This window comes from Acidobacteriota bacterium (assembly GCA_020853395.1).
GTDB lineage: Bacteria > Acidobacteriota > Vicinamibacteria > Vicinamibacterales > SCN-69-37 > JADYYY01.
Genome location: JADYYY010000010.1, coordinates 107,907 through 124,583, shown reverse-complemented (window position 1 = coordinate 124,583; position 16,677 = coordinate 107,907). Strand labels below are relative to the sequence as shown.

14 protein-coding genes are annotated in these 16,677 nt (G+C 69.7%); 12 read left to right on the top strand and 2 right to left on the bottom strand.

What is annotated here, in order from left to right:
- Both IT184_09230 and moaA read right to left on the bottom strand, forming a co-directional pair.
- Nucleotides 1-1,212, bottom strand: coding sequence for an MFS transporter (locus IT184_09230; protein MCC7008984.1), 1,212 nt, complete (start codon nucleotides 1,210-1,212; stop codon nucleotides 1-3).
- 7 nt (nucleotides 1,213-1,219) lie between these two features.
- Nucleotides 1,220-2,245: a GTP 3',8-cyclase MoaA gene (gene moaA, locus IT184_09225; GenBank protein MCC7008983.1), complete on the bottom strand. Its 1,026-nt coding sequence runs from the start codon at nucleotides 2,243-2,245 to the stop codon at nucleotides 1,220-1,222.
- Nucleotides 2,246-2,470: 225 nt separating this feature from the next.
- Between moaA and IT184_09220 the strand changes: the two genes are divergently transcribed.
- The 12 genes from IT184_09220 to IT184_09165 all read left to right on the top strand — a co-directional run bounded on the left by IT184_09220 (nucleotide 2,471) and on the right by IT184_09165 (nucleotide 16,670).
- Nucleotides 2,471-2,977, top strand: coding sequence for a gamma carbonic anhydrase family protein (locus IT184_09220; protein MCC7008982.1), 507 nt, complete (start codon nucleotides 2,471-2,473; stop codon nucleotides 2,975-2,977).
- An 8-nt stretch (nucleotides 2,978-2,985) separates the two neighbouring features.
- Nucleotides 2,986-4,323, top strand: a complete 1,338-nt coding sequence (gene hisS, locus IT184_09215) for a histidine--tRNA ligase (protein MCC7008981.1) — start codon at nucleotides 2,986-2,988, stop codon at nucleotides 4,321-4,323.
- A gap of 9 nt (nucleotides 4,324-4,332) precedes the next feature.
- Nucleotides 4,333-6,105 (top strand): aspartate--tRNA ligase, encoded by a 1,773-nt coding sequence (gene aspS, locus IT184_09210; GenBank protein ID MCC7008980.1) that lies wholly within the window; start codon nucleotides 4,333-4,335, stop codon nucleotides 6,103-6,105.
- Nucleotides 6,106-6,692: 587 nt separating this feature from the next.
- Entirely contained in the window at nucleotides 6,693-7,586 is an 894-nt protein-coding gene (locus IT184_09205; protein MCC7008979.1) for an ROK family protein, read from the top strand.
- A gap of 73 nt (nucleotides 7,587-7,659) precedes the next feature.
- Nucleotides 7,660-8,616 carry a PhoH family protein gene (locus IT184_09200; GenBank protein ID MCC7008978.1) on the top strand — a complete coding sequence of 319 codons (957 nt, stop codon included), beginning with the start codon at nucleotides 7,660-7,662 and terminating at the stop codon, nucleotides 8,614-8,616.
- On the top strand, nucleotides 8,616-9,113 hold the full coding sequence (gene ybeY / locus IT184_09195) for an rRNA maturation RNase YbeY (GenBank protein MCC7008977.1): 498 nt from the start codon (nucleotides 8,616-8,618) through the stop codon (nucleotides 9,111-9,113). Before IT184_09200 ends, ybeY begins: the two co-directional genes overlap by 1 nt.
- Nucleotides 9,110-10,339 (top strand): HlyC/CorC family transporter, encoded by a 1,230-nt coding sequence (locus tag IT184_09190; GenBank protein MCC7008976.1) that lies wholly within the window; start codon nucleotides 9,110-9,112, stop codon nucleotides 10,337-10,339. The genes ybeY and IT184_09190 overlap by 4 nt, the downstream gene beginning before the upstream one ends.
- Nucleotides 10,336-11,229 (top strand): GTPase Era, encoded by an 894-nt coding sequence (gene era, locus IT184_09185; protein ID MCC7008975.1) that lies wholly within the window; start codon nucleotides 10,336-10,338, stop codon nucleotides 11,227-11,229. Before IT184_09190 ends, era begins: the two co-directional genes overlap by 4 nt.
- Before the next feature lie 85 nt (nucleotides 11,230-11,314).
- The gene (gene mgtE, locus IT184_09180; GenBank protein MCC7008974.1) at nucleotides 11,315-12,688 is read left to right on the top strand and encodes a magnesium transporter; all 1,374 of its coding nucleotides are present in this window, start codon (nucleotides 11,315-11,317) and stop codon (nucleotides 12,686-12,688) included.
- 121 nt (nucleotides 12,689-12,809) lie between these two features.
- Nucleotides 12,810-13,550, top strand: coding sequence for a DNA repair protein RecO (gene recO / locus IT184_09175; protein MCC7008973.1), 741 nt, complete (start codon nucleotides 12,810-12,812; stop codon nucleotides 13,548-13,550).
- Nucleotides 13,547-14,431 (top strand): glycine--tRNA ligase subunit alpha, encoded by an 885-nt coding sequence (locus IT184_09170; protein MCC7008972.1) that lies wholly within the window; start codon nucleotides 13,547-13,549, stop codon nucleotides 14,429-14,431. The genes recO and IT184_09170 overlap by 4 nt, the downstream gene beginning before the upstream one ends.
- On the top strand, nucleotides 14,421-16,670 hold the full coding sequence (locus tag IT184_09165) for a glycine--tRNA ligase subunit beta (protein MCC7008971.1): 2,250 nt from the start codon (nucleotides 14,421-14,423) through the stop codon (nucleotides 16,668-16,670). Before IT184_09170 ends, IT184_09165 begins: the two co-directional genes overlap by 11 nt.
- The last annotated feature ends 7 nt before the right edge of the window (nucleotides 16,671-16,677 follow it).

Here is a 16,677-nt window from a genome sequence, read left to right as displayed (position 1 = left end):
TCAGTCGGCGGCCATCGCGGGCTGGGCGTGCGGTCGCGTCCGGACGTCCGGGAGCCATGCGGTGAAGAGGCCGAGCGCGGGCAGGAATGCGCACAGCCGGTAGACGAACTCGATGCCCGCGGCGTCGGCGATCCAGCCCAGCGCGGCCGCGCCGAGACCGCCGATGCCGAACGCCACCCCGAAGAAGAGGCCCGCGATGAGCCCGATCCGGCCGGGCACGAGCTCCTGGGCGTACACGAGGATCGCCGAGAACGCAGACGACATGATCAGCCCGACGATGGCGCTGAGCACGCCGGTCCAGAACAGGTTCACGTGCGGCAGCAGCAGCGAGAACGGCAAGGCGCCGAGGATCGAGATCCAGATGACCACCTTCCGCCCGACACGATCGCCGATCGGCCCACCGAGGAACGTGCCGGCCGCGACCGCGCCGAGGAAGAGGAACAGGTGCAGTTGTGCGCTCTGCACCGAGACGCCGAACTTCTGGATCAGGTAGAACGTGTAGTAGCTCGTCAAGCTCGTGAGGTAGATGAACTTCGAGAACACGAGCACGACCAGGATGCCGAGCGCGATCTGGACGTCGCGGCGCGGCAGCGTGCGGGCCGGATGATCGGCGGCGGCATGGGCGGCCGGCACCGCCGCGCCGCTGCCGGCGTACCAGCGGCCCACGCGCCAGAGCACGATCACGCCGACGAGCGCGATCGCGGCGAACCACGAGATGCTCCCTTGTCCGTACGGGATGACCACGAACGCGGCGAGCAGCGGGCCGAGCGAGGAGCCAAAGTTTCCGCCCGTCTGGAAGAGCGACTGGGCGAGCCCGTGGCGTCCGCCGGAGGCGGCGCGGGCGATGCGCGACGACTCGGGATGGAACACCGAAGAGCCCACGCCGACGAGCGCCGCGGCCACGATCAGCCACGCGAACTGGTGCGCTCCGGCGAGCAGCACGATGCCCCCCAGCGTGACGCCCATGCCGACAGCCAGCAGAAAGGGCTGCGGGCGCGCGTCCGTGTAGAGGCCGACGAGCGGCTGCAGCAGCGACGCCGTCAACTGGTTCGACAAGGTGATCAGGCCGATCTGCCAGAAGCTCAGGCGAAGCGCCTGCTTGAGCATCGGGTAGACCGCCGGCAGCAGCGACTGCAGCAGATCGTTGATCAGGTGGGCGGCGCTGAGCGCGATCAGAATCCCCACCGAGGTGCGCGACGGGCGGCCCGACATCGACGCGTCAGCCGCCTCTCGTGTGCATTTCGAGGTGCGCGTCCTTCCTGAGGACGGCGAGCGGGATGAACGGGGCCCGGTCGCGGCTCGCCGCGCGTTCCTCCGCGCCGCGGTCGGCTCGGCCCTCCCACACGGCCGCGATCATCCGGCGGAGCGTGTCGAGCGGCGCGCCGGCGCGCAGCGGCCGACGCAGGTCCGTGCCGTGCTGCGCGTAGAGGCAGAGCAGCAGCACGCCGTCGGCCGTCAGCCGCGCGCGATCGCAGGTGCGGCAGAACGGGCGCGTCGTGGACGCGATGATGCCGAACGTCTGGCCGCTCGGCAGGCGGAATCGGCTCGCCGGCGCGGCCGGGTCGTCGGCCTCGAGCGGCTGGATCGTTCCGTAGTGCGCGGTCAGCGTCTCGAGGATGTCGGCATACGAGACGACCGCCGACGGGCGCCACGCCGTGGCGCCGCCGACGTCCATGTACTCGATGAATCGCAGCTCGGCGCCGACGCTCCGCGCGTACTCGAGCAGATCGATCAGCTCGTCGTCGTTGTCGCCGCGGGTGACGACCGTGTCGAGCTTCAGGCCGCGGAATCCGGCGCGGCGGGCGGCGTCGATGCCGGCGAGCACGGCCGGGAGCGCATCGACGCGCGCGAGCCGGAGAAACCGATCGCGGCGCAGGCTGTCCAGGCTGACGGTGACGCGCCCGAGACCCGCGCGCTGAAGATCCGACGCCGCGTCCGCCAGCCGCACGCCGTTGGTCGTGAGCGCCAGGTCGCGCACCCAGGGGCGCGCGGCGAGCGCGGCGACGAGCGTTGGCAGATTGCGGCGCAGCAGCGGCTCACCGCCCGTGATGCGCACCCGGCCCACGCCGATCTCCCCGAACAGGTCGGCGAGCGTGACGACCTCCTCGAATCGGAGCAGGTTGTCCCGCTCGAGCCAGATGTACTCCTCCTCGGGCATGCAGTAGTGGCAGCGGAGGTTGCACCGATCGGTCACCGACAGGCGCAGCGTGCCCATTCGGCGGCCGAGGGTGTCGAGGAGAGCCATCATGGCGATTATCGCATTTGGCAAATCGGGGGATGGTCGTCAGGGCGTTGATTCGGTCATCGCGACATTGGCCATTGGAAACTGATTGGTCATCGGGACGTCTGGACGCCCGACATCCGATGGATCGCTGCCGGCGTGTCCGTGGCCGAACCACGGATTCGGTGACCAATCGGCGAATTCCATGCCCAAATGACAAATTCCGAAATTTCCAAATATGATCTCGTCGTGTTGCGCCCATACCGGGGCCGCGAGCCGGCCGTGGATCCGTCCGCCTATGTCGATCCGAGCGCCCAGGTGATCGGCGACGTCGTCATCGGCGCCGAGAGCAGCGTGTGGATGAACGTCGTCATTCGCGGCGACGTGCACCGGATCCGGATCGGGCGCCGGACGAACGTGCAGGACGGCACGGTCGTCCACGTCATGCGTGGCACGCATCCCACCGAGATCGGCGACGAGGTGACGATCGGCCATGCCGCGATCGTGCACGGCTGCACGATTGCCGACCGTGTGCTCGTCGGCATGGGCGCCATCATCCTGAACGGCGCCGTGATCGGCGGCGATTCGATCGTCGCGGCCGGCACGCTCGTCACCGAGGGCATGGTGGTGCCGCCGAGATCGATGGTGATGGGCAGCCCGGCCAGGGTCCGGCGTGCGTTGTCGGACGACGAAGTCGCGGCGCTGCAGGCGTCGGCGGCCCAGTACGTCCAGTACCGTCTCGACTATCGGGCCTGACCGCGCGCATGGGATCCACGCAGCCCGCGCGGGGGACCCGCGACTTCCTGCCCGCCGACCTCCGCCGGCGGGAGCACGTCATCGCCATCGTCCGGCGCGTGTACGAGCGCTATGGCTTCGAGCCGCTGGAGACGCCGGCGTTCGAGAACCTCGAGACGCTGCTCGGCAAGTACGGCGAGGAAGGCGCGAAGCTCATCTTCAAGATTCTGAAGCGTGGCGAGCACGAGGCGTCCGGGCAGGCAGACCTCGCGCTGCGCTACGACCTCACGGTGCCGTTGGCGCGCGTGATCGCCGAGCATCAGGCCCAGTTGCCGAAGTTCTTCCGCCGGTACCAGATCCAGCCGGTGTGGCGGGCCGATCGGCCCGCCCGCGGGCGGTTCCGCGAGTTCTACCAGTGCGACGTCGACGCGATCGGATCGACGTCGATCTCGGTCGAAGTGGAGGTCATCGCGGCCGTGAGCGAGGTGCTCGCCGCGCTCGGGTTCACGGACTTCACGATCCGGCTCAACGATCGGCGGCTGCTCGCGGCGCTCCTCGCGCAGGCGGGCGTGCCGCCGGCGCTCGAGACCGAGGCGCTCATCGCGCTCGACAAGCTCGACAAGATCGGCCCGGCGGGCGTTGCCGCCGATCTGGCGGCTCGCGGGATCGATCCGCGCGCGGCGTCCGCCTGTCTCGCGCTCTTCGATCAGCCGCCGGACGACGGTCCGGCCGTGACGATCGCGCGGCTCGAGCGGCAGCTCGGCGAGATGCGGACGGCGGTTCGGGACGTCGCCGCGATCGCCGCGCTGGCGGAGGTGACGCCGGCGGCGGGGCGGATCCGCGTCGATCCGAGCCTCGCCCGGGGTTTGTCATACTACACGGGCGCGATCATGGAGATCGCCGTGCCGGATCTGGCCGGCAGCCTTGGCGGCGGCGGCCGGTACGACCGGCTCATCGGCATGTTCCTCGGGCGCGACGTGCCGGCCTGCGGGTTCTCCCTCGGCCTCGAACGCATCATCGTCGTCATGGCGGAGCGCGGGATGTTTCCGGCCTCCGTGGGGCGCGGGCCTGCGGACGTGATGGTCGCGCTGTGGAGCGACGCGTCGCGTGCCGACGCGCATCGGCTGGCCGCGAGGTTCCGCGAGGGCGGCCTGCGGGTCGACGTCTATCCCGACGCGGACAAGCCGGGCAAGCAGTTCAAGTACGCCTCGCTGCGCCAGTATCCCTTCGTCGCCATCGCCGGCGACGATGAGCAGGCGCAGGACAGCGTGACGCTGAAGGACATGCAATCCGGCAGTCAGGCGACGGTGCCGCGCGCCGACGCGGTCGAGCATCTCGTGGGGCAGTTGACGCGCGACACGGAATAGGGAGCGGGAGTGGGCGAGCGACGAGGGAATTCATATCGAAGCACGACGTGCGGAGCGCTGCGGCCGGAACAGGTCGGACAGCCTGCGCGGCTCGCGGGCTGGGTCAGCCGCAAGCGCGATCACGGACAACTGCTGTTCATCGATCTGCGCGACCACGACGGGATCACGCAGTGCGTGTTCACGCCGGAGTCGCCGGCATTCGACACGGCGGCGTCCGTTCGGCTCGAGTCGGTCGTGAGCGTCGCCGGCCGCGTCGTTTCCCGCGATGCCGAGAACGTCAACCCGGCCCTGCCGACCGGTCTCGTGGAGTTGGCGGCCGACGCGGTCGACGTGCTCTCGGCCGCCGAGCCGCTGCCGTTCCAGGTGGGCGCGCCGCAGGAGATTCCGGAGGAACAGCGGCTGCGCTACCGGTTCCTGGACTTGCGGCGCGAGCGGCCACACGCGAACATCGTGCTGCGCTCGCGCATCATCTCGAGCATCCGCCACCGGATGCAGGCGCAGGGCTTCCTCGAGTTCCAGACGCCGATCCTCACGTCGAGCTCGCCGGAAGGCGCGCGCGATTACCTCGTCCCCAGCCGCATCCATCCCGGCAAGTTCTACGCGCTGCCGCAGGCCCCTCAGCAGTTCAAGCAGTTGCTGATGGTGTCGGGCTTCGATCGCTACTTCCAGATCGCGCCGTGCTTTCGCGATGAAGATGCGCGCGCGGATCGATCTCCCGGCGAGTTCTACCAGCTCGACGTCGAGATGTCGTTCGTCACGCAGGACGACGTGTTCGCGGCGATCGAACCGGTGTTGGCGGGGGTGTTCGAAGAGTTCTCGACCTGGACGGTCACGCCGCCGCCGTTCCCTCGGATTCCGTACGAGCAGGCGATGATCGCGTTCGGCACCGACAAGCCGGACCTGCGCAATCCGATTCGTGCCGCCGACGTCACCGATCTGTTCCGCGGGTCGTCGTTCGCCGTGTTCGCCAACGCGGTCGAGGCCGGCGAGGTCGTGCGGGCGATTCCAGCGCCCGGCGCCGCGGAGCGGTCGCGCAGCTTCTTCGACAAGACGGTCGGCGTCGGTGAAACCCTCGGGCTCGGCGGGTTGGCGTATCTCGTGCTCGGCGAGGCGCCGCGAGGGCCGCTGGCGAAGTACCTCCCGGAGGATCTGCGCCGGCACGTGTGTGAACGCGCCGGCGTCGGTCCGGGCGACGCGCTGTTCTTCGCCGCCGGCCCGCCGGCGACGCTCGGCCGCGCGGTGGACGGGCTGCGCGGCCACCTCGGCCGTGAGCTCGGCGTGATCGAGCCTCAGGCGTACCGGTGCTGCTGGGTGACGGATTTCCCGTTCTACGAGCGCGACGAGGAGACGGGGCAGATCGCGTTCAGCCACAACCCGTTCTCGATGCCGCAAGGGGGCCTCGAGGCGCTCAACGGCCGGGACCCGTTGTCGATCAAGGCGTTCCAGTACGACATCGTGTGCAACGGTGTCGAGCTGTCGAGCGGTGCGATCCGCAACCATCGGCCCGACATCATGCTGCGCGCCTTCGAGATCGCCGGCTACGGTCCGGACGAGGTGGAGAAGCGCTTCGGCGGGATGCTGTCGGCGTTCCGATACGGCGCGCCCCCGCACGGCGGGCTCGCTCCGGGCATCGATCGGATCGTCATGCTCCTGGCGCAGGAACCCAACATCCGCGAGGTCATCGCGTTCCCGATGACGCAGAACGCCGAAGACCTGCTGATGCACGCTCCCTCGCCGGTCTCGGAGAAGCAACTGCGGGAACTGCACATCAAGCTGAGATGAGTTCGACGGGTACGACAGGTACGACGGGTCCGAGGAACGGACTGACGCTGTCAACTTCTTCGTGCGGCGGGAACGACGCGTACGGCCGACACGACGAGTCCAAGAACGAGCTGACGCACTCAGTGTCGGCGGGTGCGACCGGTGCGATTGGTACGATGGGTACGGCAGGTCAAAGGAACGGATTGACGCTGTCGATTTTTTTTCGCCCGATGGGGACGAGGCGTGCGACCGGTACGAGGAGTCCGAGGAAAGAACTGACGCAGCTGTTGTTTGGGGTGCGACGGACACGAAGGATACGGGCACGCACGATGAGCACGACCGGCGCGACAGGTTCGGGGAACGAGCTGACGCTATCAACTTGACTCTGGAGCTTGCGTCACACCCTGCGCACGCCAACCGCAGCACCCGCGCGTGCCGCCGTCTATCGTGCCGTCGGAATACGAACAAGACGATGACCGTTCCGGCATCTCCCTTGAACCTGTCGTGCCCGCCGAAGCTGCCGTCCCCGTCGAAGAAGATGACTGCGTCAGTTCGTTCCTTGGACCTGTCGTACCCGTCGTACCGGTCGTCCCCGTCGTACCCGAATCATGCTGCTGGGCGTTGATCTCGGCGGCACGAAGATCGCGGCCGTCGTGCTCGGTGCCGATGGCCAGGTGCGCTGGGAGCGTCGGGTTCCCACGCCGCGGCACGACTACGACGCGACGGTGGCGGCGATCGCCGGTCTCGTGCGCGAGGGCGAGCAGGCCGTAGAGCAGACGTGCACGGTCGGCGTCGGCATTCCTGGCGCGATTTCTCCGGCCACCGGCCTGATCAAGAACGCCAACTCCACGTGGCTGAACGGCCGTCCGCTGAAACAGGATCTCGACATCGCCGTCGGCCGTGAAGTGCGGCTCGCCAACGATGCCAACTGTCTCGCCGTCTCCGAGGCCACCGACGGCGCCGCGGCCGGAGCGGACGTGGTGTTCGCCGTAATCCTCGGCACCGGCACCGGCGGCGGGGTGGCCGTCCACGGCCGCGTGCTCACCGGTCCGAACGCGATCGCGGGCGAGTGGGGACACAACCCCTTGCCGTGGCCGGACGCGGAAGAACGCCCCGGGCCGGCGTGCTACTGCGGCCTGGATGGCTGCATCGAGACGTTCCTGTCGGGCCCCGGCCTGTCGGCCGATTACCGCCGGCGGGGCGGTGGCGAGGTGCCGGGCGAGCAGATCGTGGAGCGCGCGGCGCGCGGCGAGCCGCTGGCGCGCGCGTCACTCGAGGCCTGGACGCGTCGCCTCGCCAAGTCGCTCGCGACCGTCATCAACCTGCTCGATCCCGACGTGATCGTGGTCGGCGGGGGGCTCTCGCGGATTGCCTCGATCTACACGGACGTCCCCAAGCTCTGGGGAACCTGGGTGTTCTCGGATACCGTGGCCACCCGGTTCGTGCCGTCGAAGTACGGCGACGCGAGCGGCGTCCGCGGCGCCGCATGGTTGTGGCGATGACCGGACATGGCTCGAACCCGGCGAGGTGGTGCGCCGCCCGGCGTCCGGGCGCGTGCTAGTCTGTAGCCGAGGAATGCCCGCGACTGCCGTCCGCCGCATCGCGATGCCGGATGAAGGCATCGAGACGCTCTTTGGATCGTTCGACGAGAACCTCCGCCAGCTCGAGTCCGCTCTGAATGTCTCGCTGAAGACGCGCGGCCACGACGTCGTCGTCGAAGGCACGCCGGATGATCTCGTGCGCGCCGAGCGCGTGTTCGGGCAGCTCGCCGGCCTGCTCCGCGAGGGCTACCGGTTCAGCCGCGGCGACGTGAAGACCGCCGCGCAACTGCTGACGCAGGATCCCGAGACCGAGCTCGGCGACTACTTCCTCAAGGGGGCCGCGCGTGCCGCGGGACGCCGCCAGGTCGTGCCGAAAAGCGTCACGCAACGGCGCTACCTCGACGCGATCGATCAGGCCGACATCGTCTTCGGCGTCGGGCCGGCGGGCACGGGCAAGACGTACCTCGCGATGGCCCAGGCCGTCGCCTACCTCGTCGCCAAGCGCGTCACGCGCATCATCCTGGCGCGGCCGGCCGTCGAGGCCGGCGAGAAGCTCGGCTTCCTGCCGGGTGATCTCCAGGAAAAGGTGAATCCGTACCTGCGCCCACTCTACGACGCGCTCTACGACATGCTCGACGCCGATCGGGTCGAGCGGCTGCTCGAGCGGGGCGTCATCGAGGTCGCCCCCATCGCGTTCATGCGCGGGCGGACGCTCAACGACGCGTTCGTCATCCTCGACGAGGCCCAGAACACCACGTCGGAGCAGATGAAGATGTTCCTGACGCGGCTCGGCTTCGGGTCGAAGGCGGTCGTCACGGGCGACGTCACGCAGATCGACCTGCCGTCCGGCAGGGTGTCGGGTCTGGTCGAGGCGCTGAAAGTGGTGGCCGGCATCGGCGGCGTCCTCACGGTGCACTTCGACGAGCGCGACGTCGTCCGCCACGCGCTCGTGCAGAAGATCGTCAAAGCCTACGAGACGTACAAACCCTGATGACGCCGGCAGCCAGGCCGGGCCGTCGCCGCCGGGCGGACCTGCGCGTGATCATCGTCGGCCGGCCGCGATCGCGCGCGGCGGCGGGCCTCGGCGAGTGGCTGGCGCGGGCGGCGCCCGCCTCCGCCCGGGGTGAGGTCGTCGTCGCGCTCGTGTCCGACGCGCACATGCGCCGCCTCAACCGGAGGTTCCGCGGCAAAGCGGCGCCGACCGACGTCCTGTCGTTTCCCGCCGACGCAGCGTTCGCCGCGCCCGAGCGTGAGGGCGTCCTGGGCGAGCTGGCGATCGCCGTGGGCGTCGCGCGTGCGCAGGCCAGAGCGTACGGGCACCCGCTGGCCGTCGAGCTGAGGGTGCTCGCTCTCCACGGCCTGCTGCACCTGTTGGGCTACGATCACGAGCGGGATCGGGGTACGATGCGCCGGCTGGAAGAACGATTGCGCCGGCGCGCCGGTTTGCCGGCGGGTCTGATCGGCCGGACGCCTCGGCCACCGCGATGATTCCGATTCTCGTCCTCCTGGCGTCGAGCGGGCTGCTGTTCTTCGCGCTCGTGGAGACGGCGTTCGGGCTGCTGATGCGCCTGCCTCAGCGGCTCGAGGCCGAGCGCGCGATCCACAACGAGGCCCTGGCGGCCTATCTCGAGGACCCGCTGCGCTTCTTCGTGCCGGCGCGATCGATGCGCGGCGTGCTGCTCGCGCTGATCGTCACGCTGCTGGCGCAGAAGGTCCCTCCCGGATTTCCCGGGTGGCTCGTGCTGCTGGCGTCGGGAGCGGGCATCGCCGTGGGCGTTGGACAGATCATCCCCACGCTCATCGTCCGGCGCGCGCCGGAACGCGTGCTCGAGATGCTGCTGCCGGCCTTCACCGCGGCGGCCAACGTCGTCGCGCCGTTGACGATGCTCGTGATCAGTTGGATGGGCACGCCGCGCGTGACGAACGGCGGTGGCGCCGGTGACGGCCAGACCGACGATGCGCACGCGCCGGCCGACGGCGGCGCCCAGGAGCCGGGCGAACAGAGCCAACTGCTTCGATCGGTGGTCGACTTCGGCCAGACGCTCGTCCGTGAGGTGATGACGCCGCGTCCCGACATCGTCGCGATCAAGGCCGACGCGACGATCGACGAGCTGCGGCAGCTCGTCCGCGAGCAGGAGTACTCGCGGTTGCCGGTCTACACCGACAACCTCGACAACATCGTCGGGCTCGTCGTCGTGAAGGATCTCATCCAGATGACGGCCGAGCCCGACGGCAGCCGCCCGGTCAGCGAGATGATGCGTCCGGCGGCGTTCGTGCCGGAGACGAAGCGCGTGGCCGACCTGCTGCGCGAGTTCCGGCAGGGGCGCTTCCAGCTCGCGATGGTGGTGGACGAGTACGGCGGGACGGCCGGCCTCGTCACCGTCGAGGACGTGGTCGAGGAGCTCGTCGGCGAGATCCGCGACGAGTACGACAGCGACGCCGAGCCGATCGTCCGCGAGGGCGAGGACGCGTACGTGTTCAGCGGCAAGGTCGGGATCGGCGAGATGACCGACCGGCTCGGCATCGAGATCGAGGACGGCGGCTTCGAGACGGTCGGCGGTTACGTGCTGGCGCGGGCCGGGCGCGTGCCGGCCGTCGGTGAGCGCGTCGACGCCGACGGCCTCGAGGTGGAGGTGTTGGAGGCGGAGCGGCGGCGCATCCACAAGGTGCGGGTCCGCCGACGGCAGCCCTCGCCGGCGGACGTGACGCCGTGAGAAGCGGGCTCGTCGCCCTGCTCGGCCGTCCGAACGCCGGCAAGTCCACCCTCCTGAACCGCTTCGCGGGGCAGAAGCTCGCGATCGTGTCCGACAAGCCGCAGACCACGCGCCACCGGATTCTCGGCGTGCGCAACGTGCCCGGCGCGCAGCTCGTCTTCATCGACACGCCCGGCATCCACAAGCCGATGCACCGGATGAACCGCCGGATGGTGGCGACGGCCACGAGCACGCTGCGCGACGTGGACCTGGTCGTGCTCGTCGTGGACGCCAGCCTGCCGACGGGACGCGGCGACCAGTTCGTGCTCGACCTCATCGGCCGGGCCAAGACCCCCGCAGTGCTGGCGCTGAACAAAGTGGATCTCGTCCGCAAGCCACGCCTGCTGCCGATCCTCGAACGCTACGGCGCCACCGGCGTGTTCGCGGCCATCGTGCCGATCTCGGCGCTCACCGGCGACGGCGTCGAGGCGCTCGAAGGCGAGATCGTGCGGCACTTGCCCGAGGCACCACCGCTCTACCCCGAGGAGTACCTGACCGATCAGACGCAGCGCGTGCTGGCCGCCGAGCTGATTCGGGAGAAGGTGCTGCGGCACACGCGCGACGAGCTGCCCTATTCCACGGCCGTCATCGTCGACCGGTTCGAGGAGCCGGAGGCGGAGGGCGCGCTCACGCGGATCTACGCGTCGATCCTGGTCGATCACGACTCGCAGAAGCCGATCGTCGTCGGCGAACGCGGCGAGATGATCAAGCGGATCGGCACCGAGGCGCGGCACGATCTCGAGGAGATGCTCGGTGGCCGCGTGTTCCTCGATCTGCACGTCAAGGTGCGGGAGCGATGGCGCGACGACGACCGTCTGCTCGACGAACTCGGCCTCGGAGACCGCGGCTAGTGTGCTACTAATAACGGTTCGTCTGTCTCGTTCTCGTCCCGGCGTCCGCCGGATCTGACGGGACGGTCCGCGCGCGAGGAGCGCCATGGCCACCCAGCGAAGAATCGATCTCATCCTCGAGTCGGTGCGTCGCTTGATGCGCATGGGCGCGATGCCGAACCTGCTCAACCTGCTCCAGAAGCAGCATCCGGCCGACCTCGCGCAGATCTTCGCCGAGCTGCCCGAGAAGGAACGGCACGCCGCGTTCAATCTGCTCGTCGAGAAGAACGGCAAGCTCGCGATGGAGGCCGTGAGCGAGCTCGGCGCAGAGAAAGGCGCCGAGCTGCTCGCGCTGCGATCCGCCGAGGAGATCGCGCGCCTCACGCAGGAGATTCCGTCCGACGACGCGGCCGCGCTGATCGACTACCTGCCGGCGGAGCTGTCGGCGGCGGTCCTGGAGTTGATCCGGCCGAAACCCGGCGGCGGCGTCAGCGAGCTGCTCGAGTACGACGAGCAGACCGCCGGCCGCCTGATGAATCCGAACGTCTTCGCCCTGCCGGAGGACCTCACGGCCGGCGAAGCCATCACGGCGCTGCAGGCGGCGCGCGACGTCGAGATGGTGTTCTACCTCTACGTCGTGGACGAGCGGCGTCACCTCGTCGGCGTCGTCTCGCTCCGGCGGCTGCTCCTCGTCCCGCCCGACACGCCGCTCAAGCGCATCATGACGTCGGACGTCTACAGCGTGCGCGCCGACACCGACCAGGAAGAAGTGGCGCGCCAAGTGGCGTCCTACAACCTGCTCGCCATCCCGGTCGTGGACACCGAGAACAAGCTCGTCGGCGTCATCACCGTCGACGACGTGATCGACGTCATCAAGGACGAGGCCACCGAGGACGTCTACCGGCTCGCCGGCGTGTCGGCCGACGATGGCGTGCTCACGCCGCCACGCGATTCGCTGCGGCGGCGGCTGCCCTGGCTGCTCGTCAACCTCGTGACGGCGTTCCTCGCCGCGTCGGTGGTCGCGTTCTTCGAAGGTACGATCAACCAGGTGGTCGCGCTGGCCACGTTCATGCCCGTCGTCGCCGGCATGGGCGGCAACGCGGCGACGCAGACGCTCGCCGTCATCGTGCGCGGTCTCGCGCTCGGCGAGCTGACGTGGACCAACGCCCGCCAGGCGCTGTTCAAGGAGGGCATCGTCGGGCTGGCCAACGGCCTGGCGGTCGGCGTGGTCGGCGCGCTCGTCGTCACGGTCATCACGCGGGGCAACTGGCCGCTCGGGCTGATCCTCATGGCCGCGATGATCATCAACATGTTCGTGGCCGCCGTCGCCGGCACGATGATTCCGCTCGGGCTGCGCGCGCTGAAGGTCGATCCGGCGCTCGCGTCCTCGGTCTTCATCACGACGTTCACCGACGTGTTCGGGTTCCTGTCGTTCCTCGGCCTCGCGACGGTGTTCGTGCGCTTCCTGCTTCACGGATAGGCCGCCGCGCGCGTCCATCCTGCATTTACAGGTATGATGATCGGGCAAATCGCGGGCCAGCGGCCTCCGTTCCCCTGCCGCGGGTTGACATGCCATGCCCGTCCATGTCGCTGATGCCCTGGTGCTGCGTTCGTATCGCTACGGCGAAGCGAACCGGATTGTGGTGTTCCTAACGGAGGACCGGGGCAAGAAGCGGGGCGTGGCGCTCAACGCGACGGCGTCGCGGCGCCGGTTCGGCGCGGCGCTCGAATCGCTGACGCGCGGCCGCGTCACGTACCTCGAGCGCGAGCGCCGTGATCTCGTGCGGCTCGATCGGATCGAGCCGCACGACAGCCCGCTGCGCTGGCTCGACGCCGCGACCGGTGGCGACGGGGCCCGGATGCTCGGGCACGCGGCGTACTTCGCGGAGCTGATCGACGAATGGGCGCCGGACGATCAGCCGAACGAGCGGCTGTTCCGGCTGGGGGCCGGCGTCGCCGGCGCGCTCGGCGGCGCGGCGTCGGTGGACGCGCTGGCGCGGTACTTCGAGTACTGGCTGTTGCGGCTCGAAGGCGTGTACCCGGCCGTCGATCGCTGTCCTCGCTGCGGCGATGGCCGCCTGGCGGCCGGTGCCGTGCTGGCGGCGCGCGACCGGGCCTACGTCTGCGACCGCTGCGCCGACGGAGGGGGCCGCGTTTCGGCCGCCGCGATGGCGTTCTTGCGGCAGGCCGGACGGCGAACGCCGGCCGAGGCCGGCGCGGCCGACGTTCCCGCGGGAGCGCTGCGGGAGCTGGAGCAGGCACATCAGGCGCTCATCGCGCTCCACCTCGACAAAGAGGTGCGGTCGGCGAGGGTGCTCAAAGAACTGAGGGCGGAATCGTGACGTTGCAGGACTTGATCGGCAAGCTGTCCGACTACTGGGCCGCGCAGGGCTGCCTGGTCCAGCAGCCGCTGGACATCGAGATGGGCGCCGGGACGATGCACCCGGAGACGTTCCTGCGGGTGCTCGGGCCGCAGGCCTGGAACGTCGCCTACGTGCAGCCGTCGCGCCGGCCGGCCGACGGCCGATTCGGCGAGAACCCGAACCGGCTCTTCAAGCATCACCAGTTCCAGGTGATCCTCAAGCCGGCGCCCGACGACGTGCAGGACCTCTACTTGCAGAGCCTCGAAGCCTGCGGCATCGACCTTCGCGCGCACGACGTCCGCTTCGAGGAGGACAACTGGGAGTCGCCGACGCTCGGGGCCTGGGGCATCGGGTGGCAGGTCCTCTACGACGGCCTGGAGATCACGCAGTTCACCTACTTCCAGCAGGCCGGCGGCCAGGATCTCTCGCCGATCTCGGTGGAGCTCACCTACGGGCTCGAGCGCTTCGCGATGGCGCTGCAAGGGGTGGACAACGTGTACGACCTCCAGTGGGCGCCGGGCGTGTCCTACCGGGAGGTGCGGTTGCGCGACGAGATCGAGCAGTCGAAATACGCCTTCGGACAGGTGAACCTGCCGCCCGGACGCTTCGCGGAATTCCACCGCGAGATGTTCACGAAGCACTACGACTTCGCGCGCGCGCTCGTCGACTCGGGCCTCGTGCTCCCGGCGCTCGACTACTGTCTCAAGTGCTCGCACTTGTTCAACGTGCTCGACGCGAGCGGGAGCATCGGTGTGACCGAACGCACCGCCTACATTCTGCGCGTGCGGCAGTTGGCCGTCGACATCGCGAAAGCCTGGGTCGGCGCCGAGGCGGCGGAGGGAGCTCAGCATGGATCGTGAACTGCTGCTCGAGATCGGCGTCGAGGAGATGCCGGCCTCGTGGCTGCCCGGCCTGACCGAGCAGTTGACCACGAAGCTGCACGCGCGCCTGACCGAGGCAGGGCTGCCGATCAAGCTGCCGATCGAAGGGCATTCGACGCCGCGGCGGCTCGCCGCGTGCGTGCCGGGCCTCGTCGATCGCCAGGAGGATCGCGACGAGACGCTGATGGGCCCGCCGGTCTCGGCGGCGTTCGATGCCGAGGGGCATCCGACGAACGCCGGGCTGGGCTTCGCGCGCAAGCTCGAGGTGGACTTCGACGCCCTCGTCCAGGTCGACACGCCTCGAGGGAAGTACCTCTCGTACACGCGCCGGCATCGCGGCAAGGCCACCGTCGACGTGCTGCCGGAGATTCTCGGCCGCGTGCTGCGCGACCTCGCCTTCCCGAAGCAGATGCACTGGGACGCCGAGCTCGAAGGGAAAGGGGAGTTCGTGTTCGGCCGGCCGATTCGCTGGCTCCTCTTCCTGTACGGCGGCCGCGTCGTGCCATTCACGATCGCGCGGCAGGCGCTCGCGTCGAGCCCGCGCGTCCAGGACGTGACGTCCGGCGCCGTGACGTACGGCCACCGGTTCCTCGCGACGAGCGGCCGCGCCGGCCGCGCGATCAAAGTGCGGAGCTTCGACGAGTACCGGCGCAAGCTCGCCGAGAACTTCGTCGTGCTCTCGCGGATCGAACGGCACGACCGGATCCTGCGCGACCTCGAGGCGCACGCGCGCCGTCTCGGCGGCCGTGCCATGCTGCAGCAGCGCGTCCAGGCCGAAGCGCTGCTCGATGAAGTGCCGGATCTCGTCGAGTTCCCGGCCGTCGTCTCCGGGGCGTTCAGCGCCGAGTTCCTCGAGCTGCCCGAGGAGGTGCTGACGACGACGCTGATTCATCATCAGAAGTTCTTCCCCGTGCTCGCACCGTCGGGCGCGCTGATGCCGGCGTTCCTCGCGGTGACGAACACGCAGACGAGCAACGAGCGCGCGATCAGCACGAACGCCGAGCGCGTCGTCGCCGCGCGGCTGCGCGACGCGCGCTTCTTCTGGGACGCGGACCGCAAGATCCCGCTCGAGGCGCGGCTGCCCCGGCTCGAGACGGTGTTGTTCCACAAGCAGCTTGGATCGTACGGAGCCAAGGCGGCGCGCATCGAGCAGCTCGCCGACTGGATTGCGCGTGACGTGCTGGGACGGCCGGACGCGGCCGCCGATGCCGCGCGGGCGGCGCGCTTGGCCAAGGCCGATCTGGCGACCGACATGGTGCGCGAGTTCACGGAGCTGCAGGGCACGATGGGCGGCATCTACGCGCGCGGTGCCGGCGAGCCCGAGGCGGTGTGGAAGGCGATCTACTGCCAGTACCTGCCGACGGCCGTCGAAGCGAACGGCGCGCCGTCGACCGCGAGCCTCGGGGGCGGCGCCGTGACGTGGGCGGCCGTGGCGCTCGCCGACAAGCTCGATACGCTCGTGGGGCTGTTGCTCGCCGGCGAACGGCCGACCGGATCGCGCGATCCGTACGGCCTGCGGCGGCAGGCGCACGGGATTCTGCGCATCCTGCTCGACGCCGAGCCGCTCGCCGGCGTCCGGATCCGCACGCCGCTCGCGGCGCTGATCGCCAAGACCCGCGAAGGGTTCGCCGGCCTGGCCGGCGGGCTCGAGCCGGCGGCCGACGGCGAGGCCAGCCTGCGCGAGTTCCTGTTCGAGCGGCTGCACAACGTGCTCGAGACGCGCGGCGCCGAGCGCAGCGCGCTGCGGGCCGCCGTGCCGGACGCGAGCGCCGCGCTCGAGCGCCCGCTCGCCGACCTCGAGCAGAATGCGCGGGCGCTGCCGGAGTTCGCGCGGTCCGCCCCGTTCCGCCAGCTCGCGACGGCGTTCAAGCGCGTGCGCAACATCGGGCGCGAGTACCGGCCGGAGACGTTCGCCGACGACGAGCGGACCGGGCCCGCGCTCGAGACGGTGCTCACCGAGCCCGCCGAGCGGGCGCTGCTCGAGGAGATCGAGCGCCGCCGCGGCGTGATCGAGCGCGCGGTGTCGAGCGGCACCAGGTTCCGCGAAGCCTACGTCGAAGCCTCCCAGTTCGAGCCGGTCGTCGCCCGCTTCTTTGAAGAGGTGTTCGTGATGAGCGATGATATGCGGCTGCGGCAGGCGCGGCTACGGCTGTTGAAGCGGCTGGAAACGTTGATCCTGCGGCTGGGTGACATCTCGGAGATCGTGGCATCGGAGTAGAGAGGCA

Coding starts and splice junctions, on each gene's coding strand:
- IT184_09230 (MCC7008984.1), bottom strand. CDS start 1,212: ATGTCGGGCCGCCCGTCGCGCACCTCGGTGGGGATTCTGATCGCGCTC.
- moaA (MCC7008983.1), bottom strand. CDS start 2,245: ATGGCTCTCCTCGACACCCTCGGCCGCCGAATGGGCACGCTGCGCCTG.
- hisS (MCC7008981.1), top strand. CDS start 2,986: ATGGGATCCACGCAGCCCGCGCGGGGGACCCGCGACTTCCTGCCCGCC.
- IT184_09205 (MCC7008979.1), top strand. CDS start 6,693: ATGCTGCTGGGCGTTGATCTCGGCGGCACGAAGATCGCGGCCGTCGTG.
- IT184_09200 (MCC7008978.1), top strand. CDS start 7,660: ATGCCCGCGACTGCCGTCCGCCGCATCGCGATGCCGGATGAAGGCATC.
- ybeY (MCC7008977.1), top strand. CDS start 8,616: ATGACGCCGGCAGCCAGGCCGGGCCGTCGCCGCCGGGCGGACCTGCGC.
- IT184_09190 (MCC7008976.1), top strand. CDS start 9,110: ATGATTCCGATTCTCGTCCTCCTGGCGTCGAGCGGGCTGCTGTTCTTC.
- mgtE (MCC7008974.1), top strand. CDS start 11,315: ATGGCCACCCAGCGAAGAATCGATCTCATCCTCGAGTCGGTGCGTCGC.
- IT184_09165 (MCC7008971.1), top strand. CDS start 14,421: ATGGATCGTGAACTGCTGCTCGAGATCGGCGTCGAGGAGATGCCGGCC.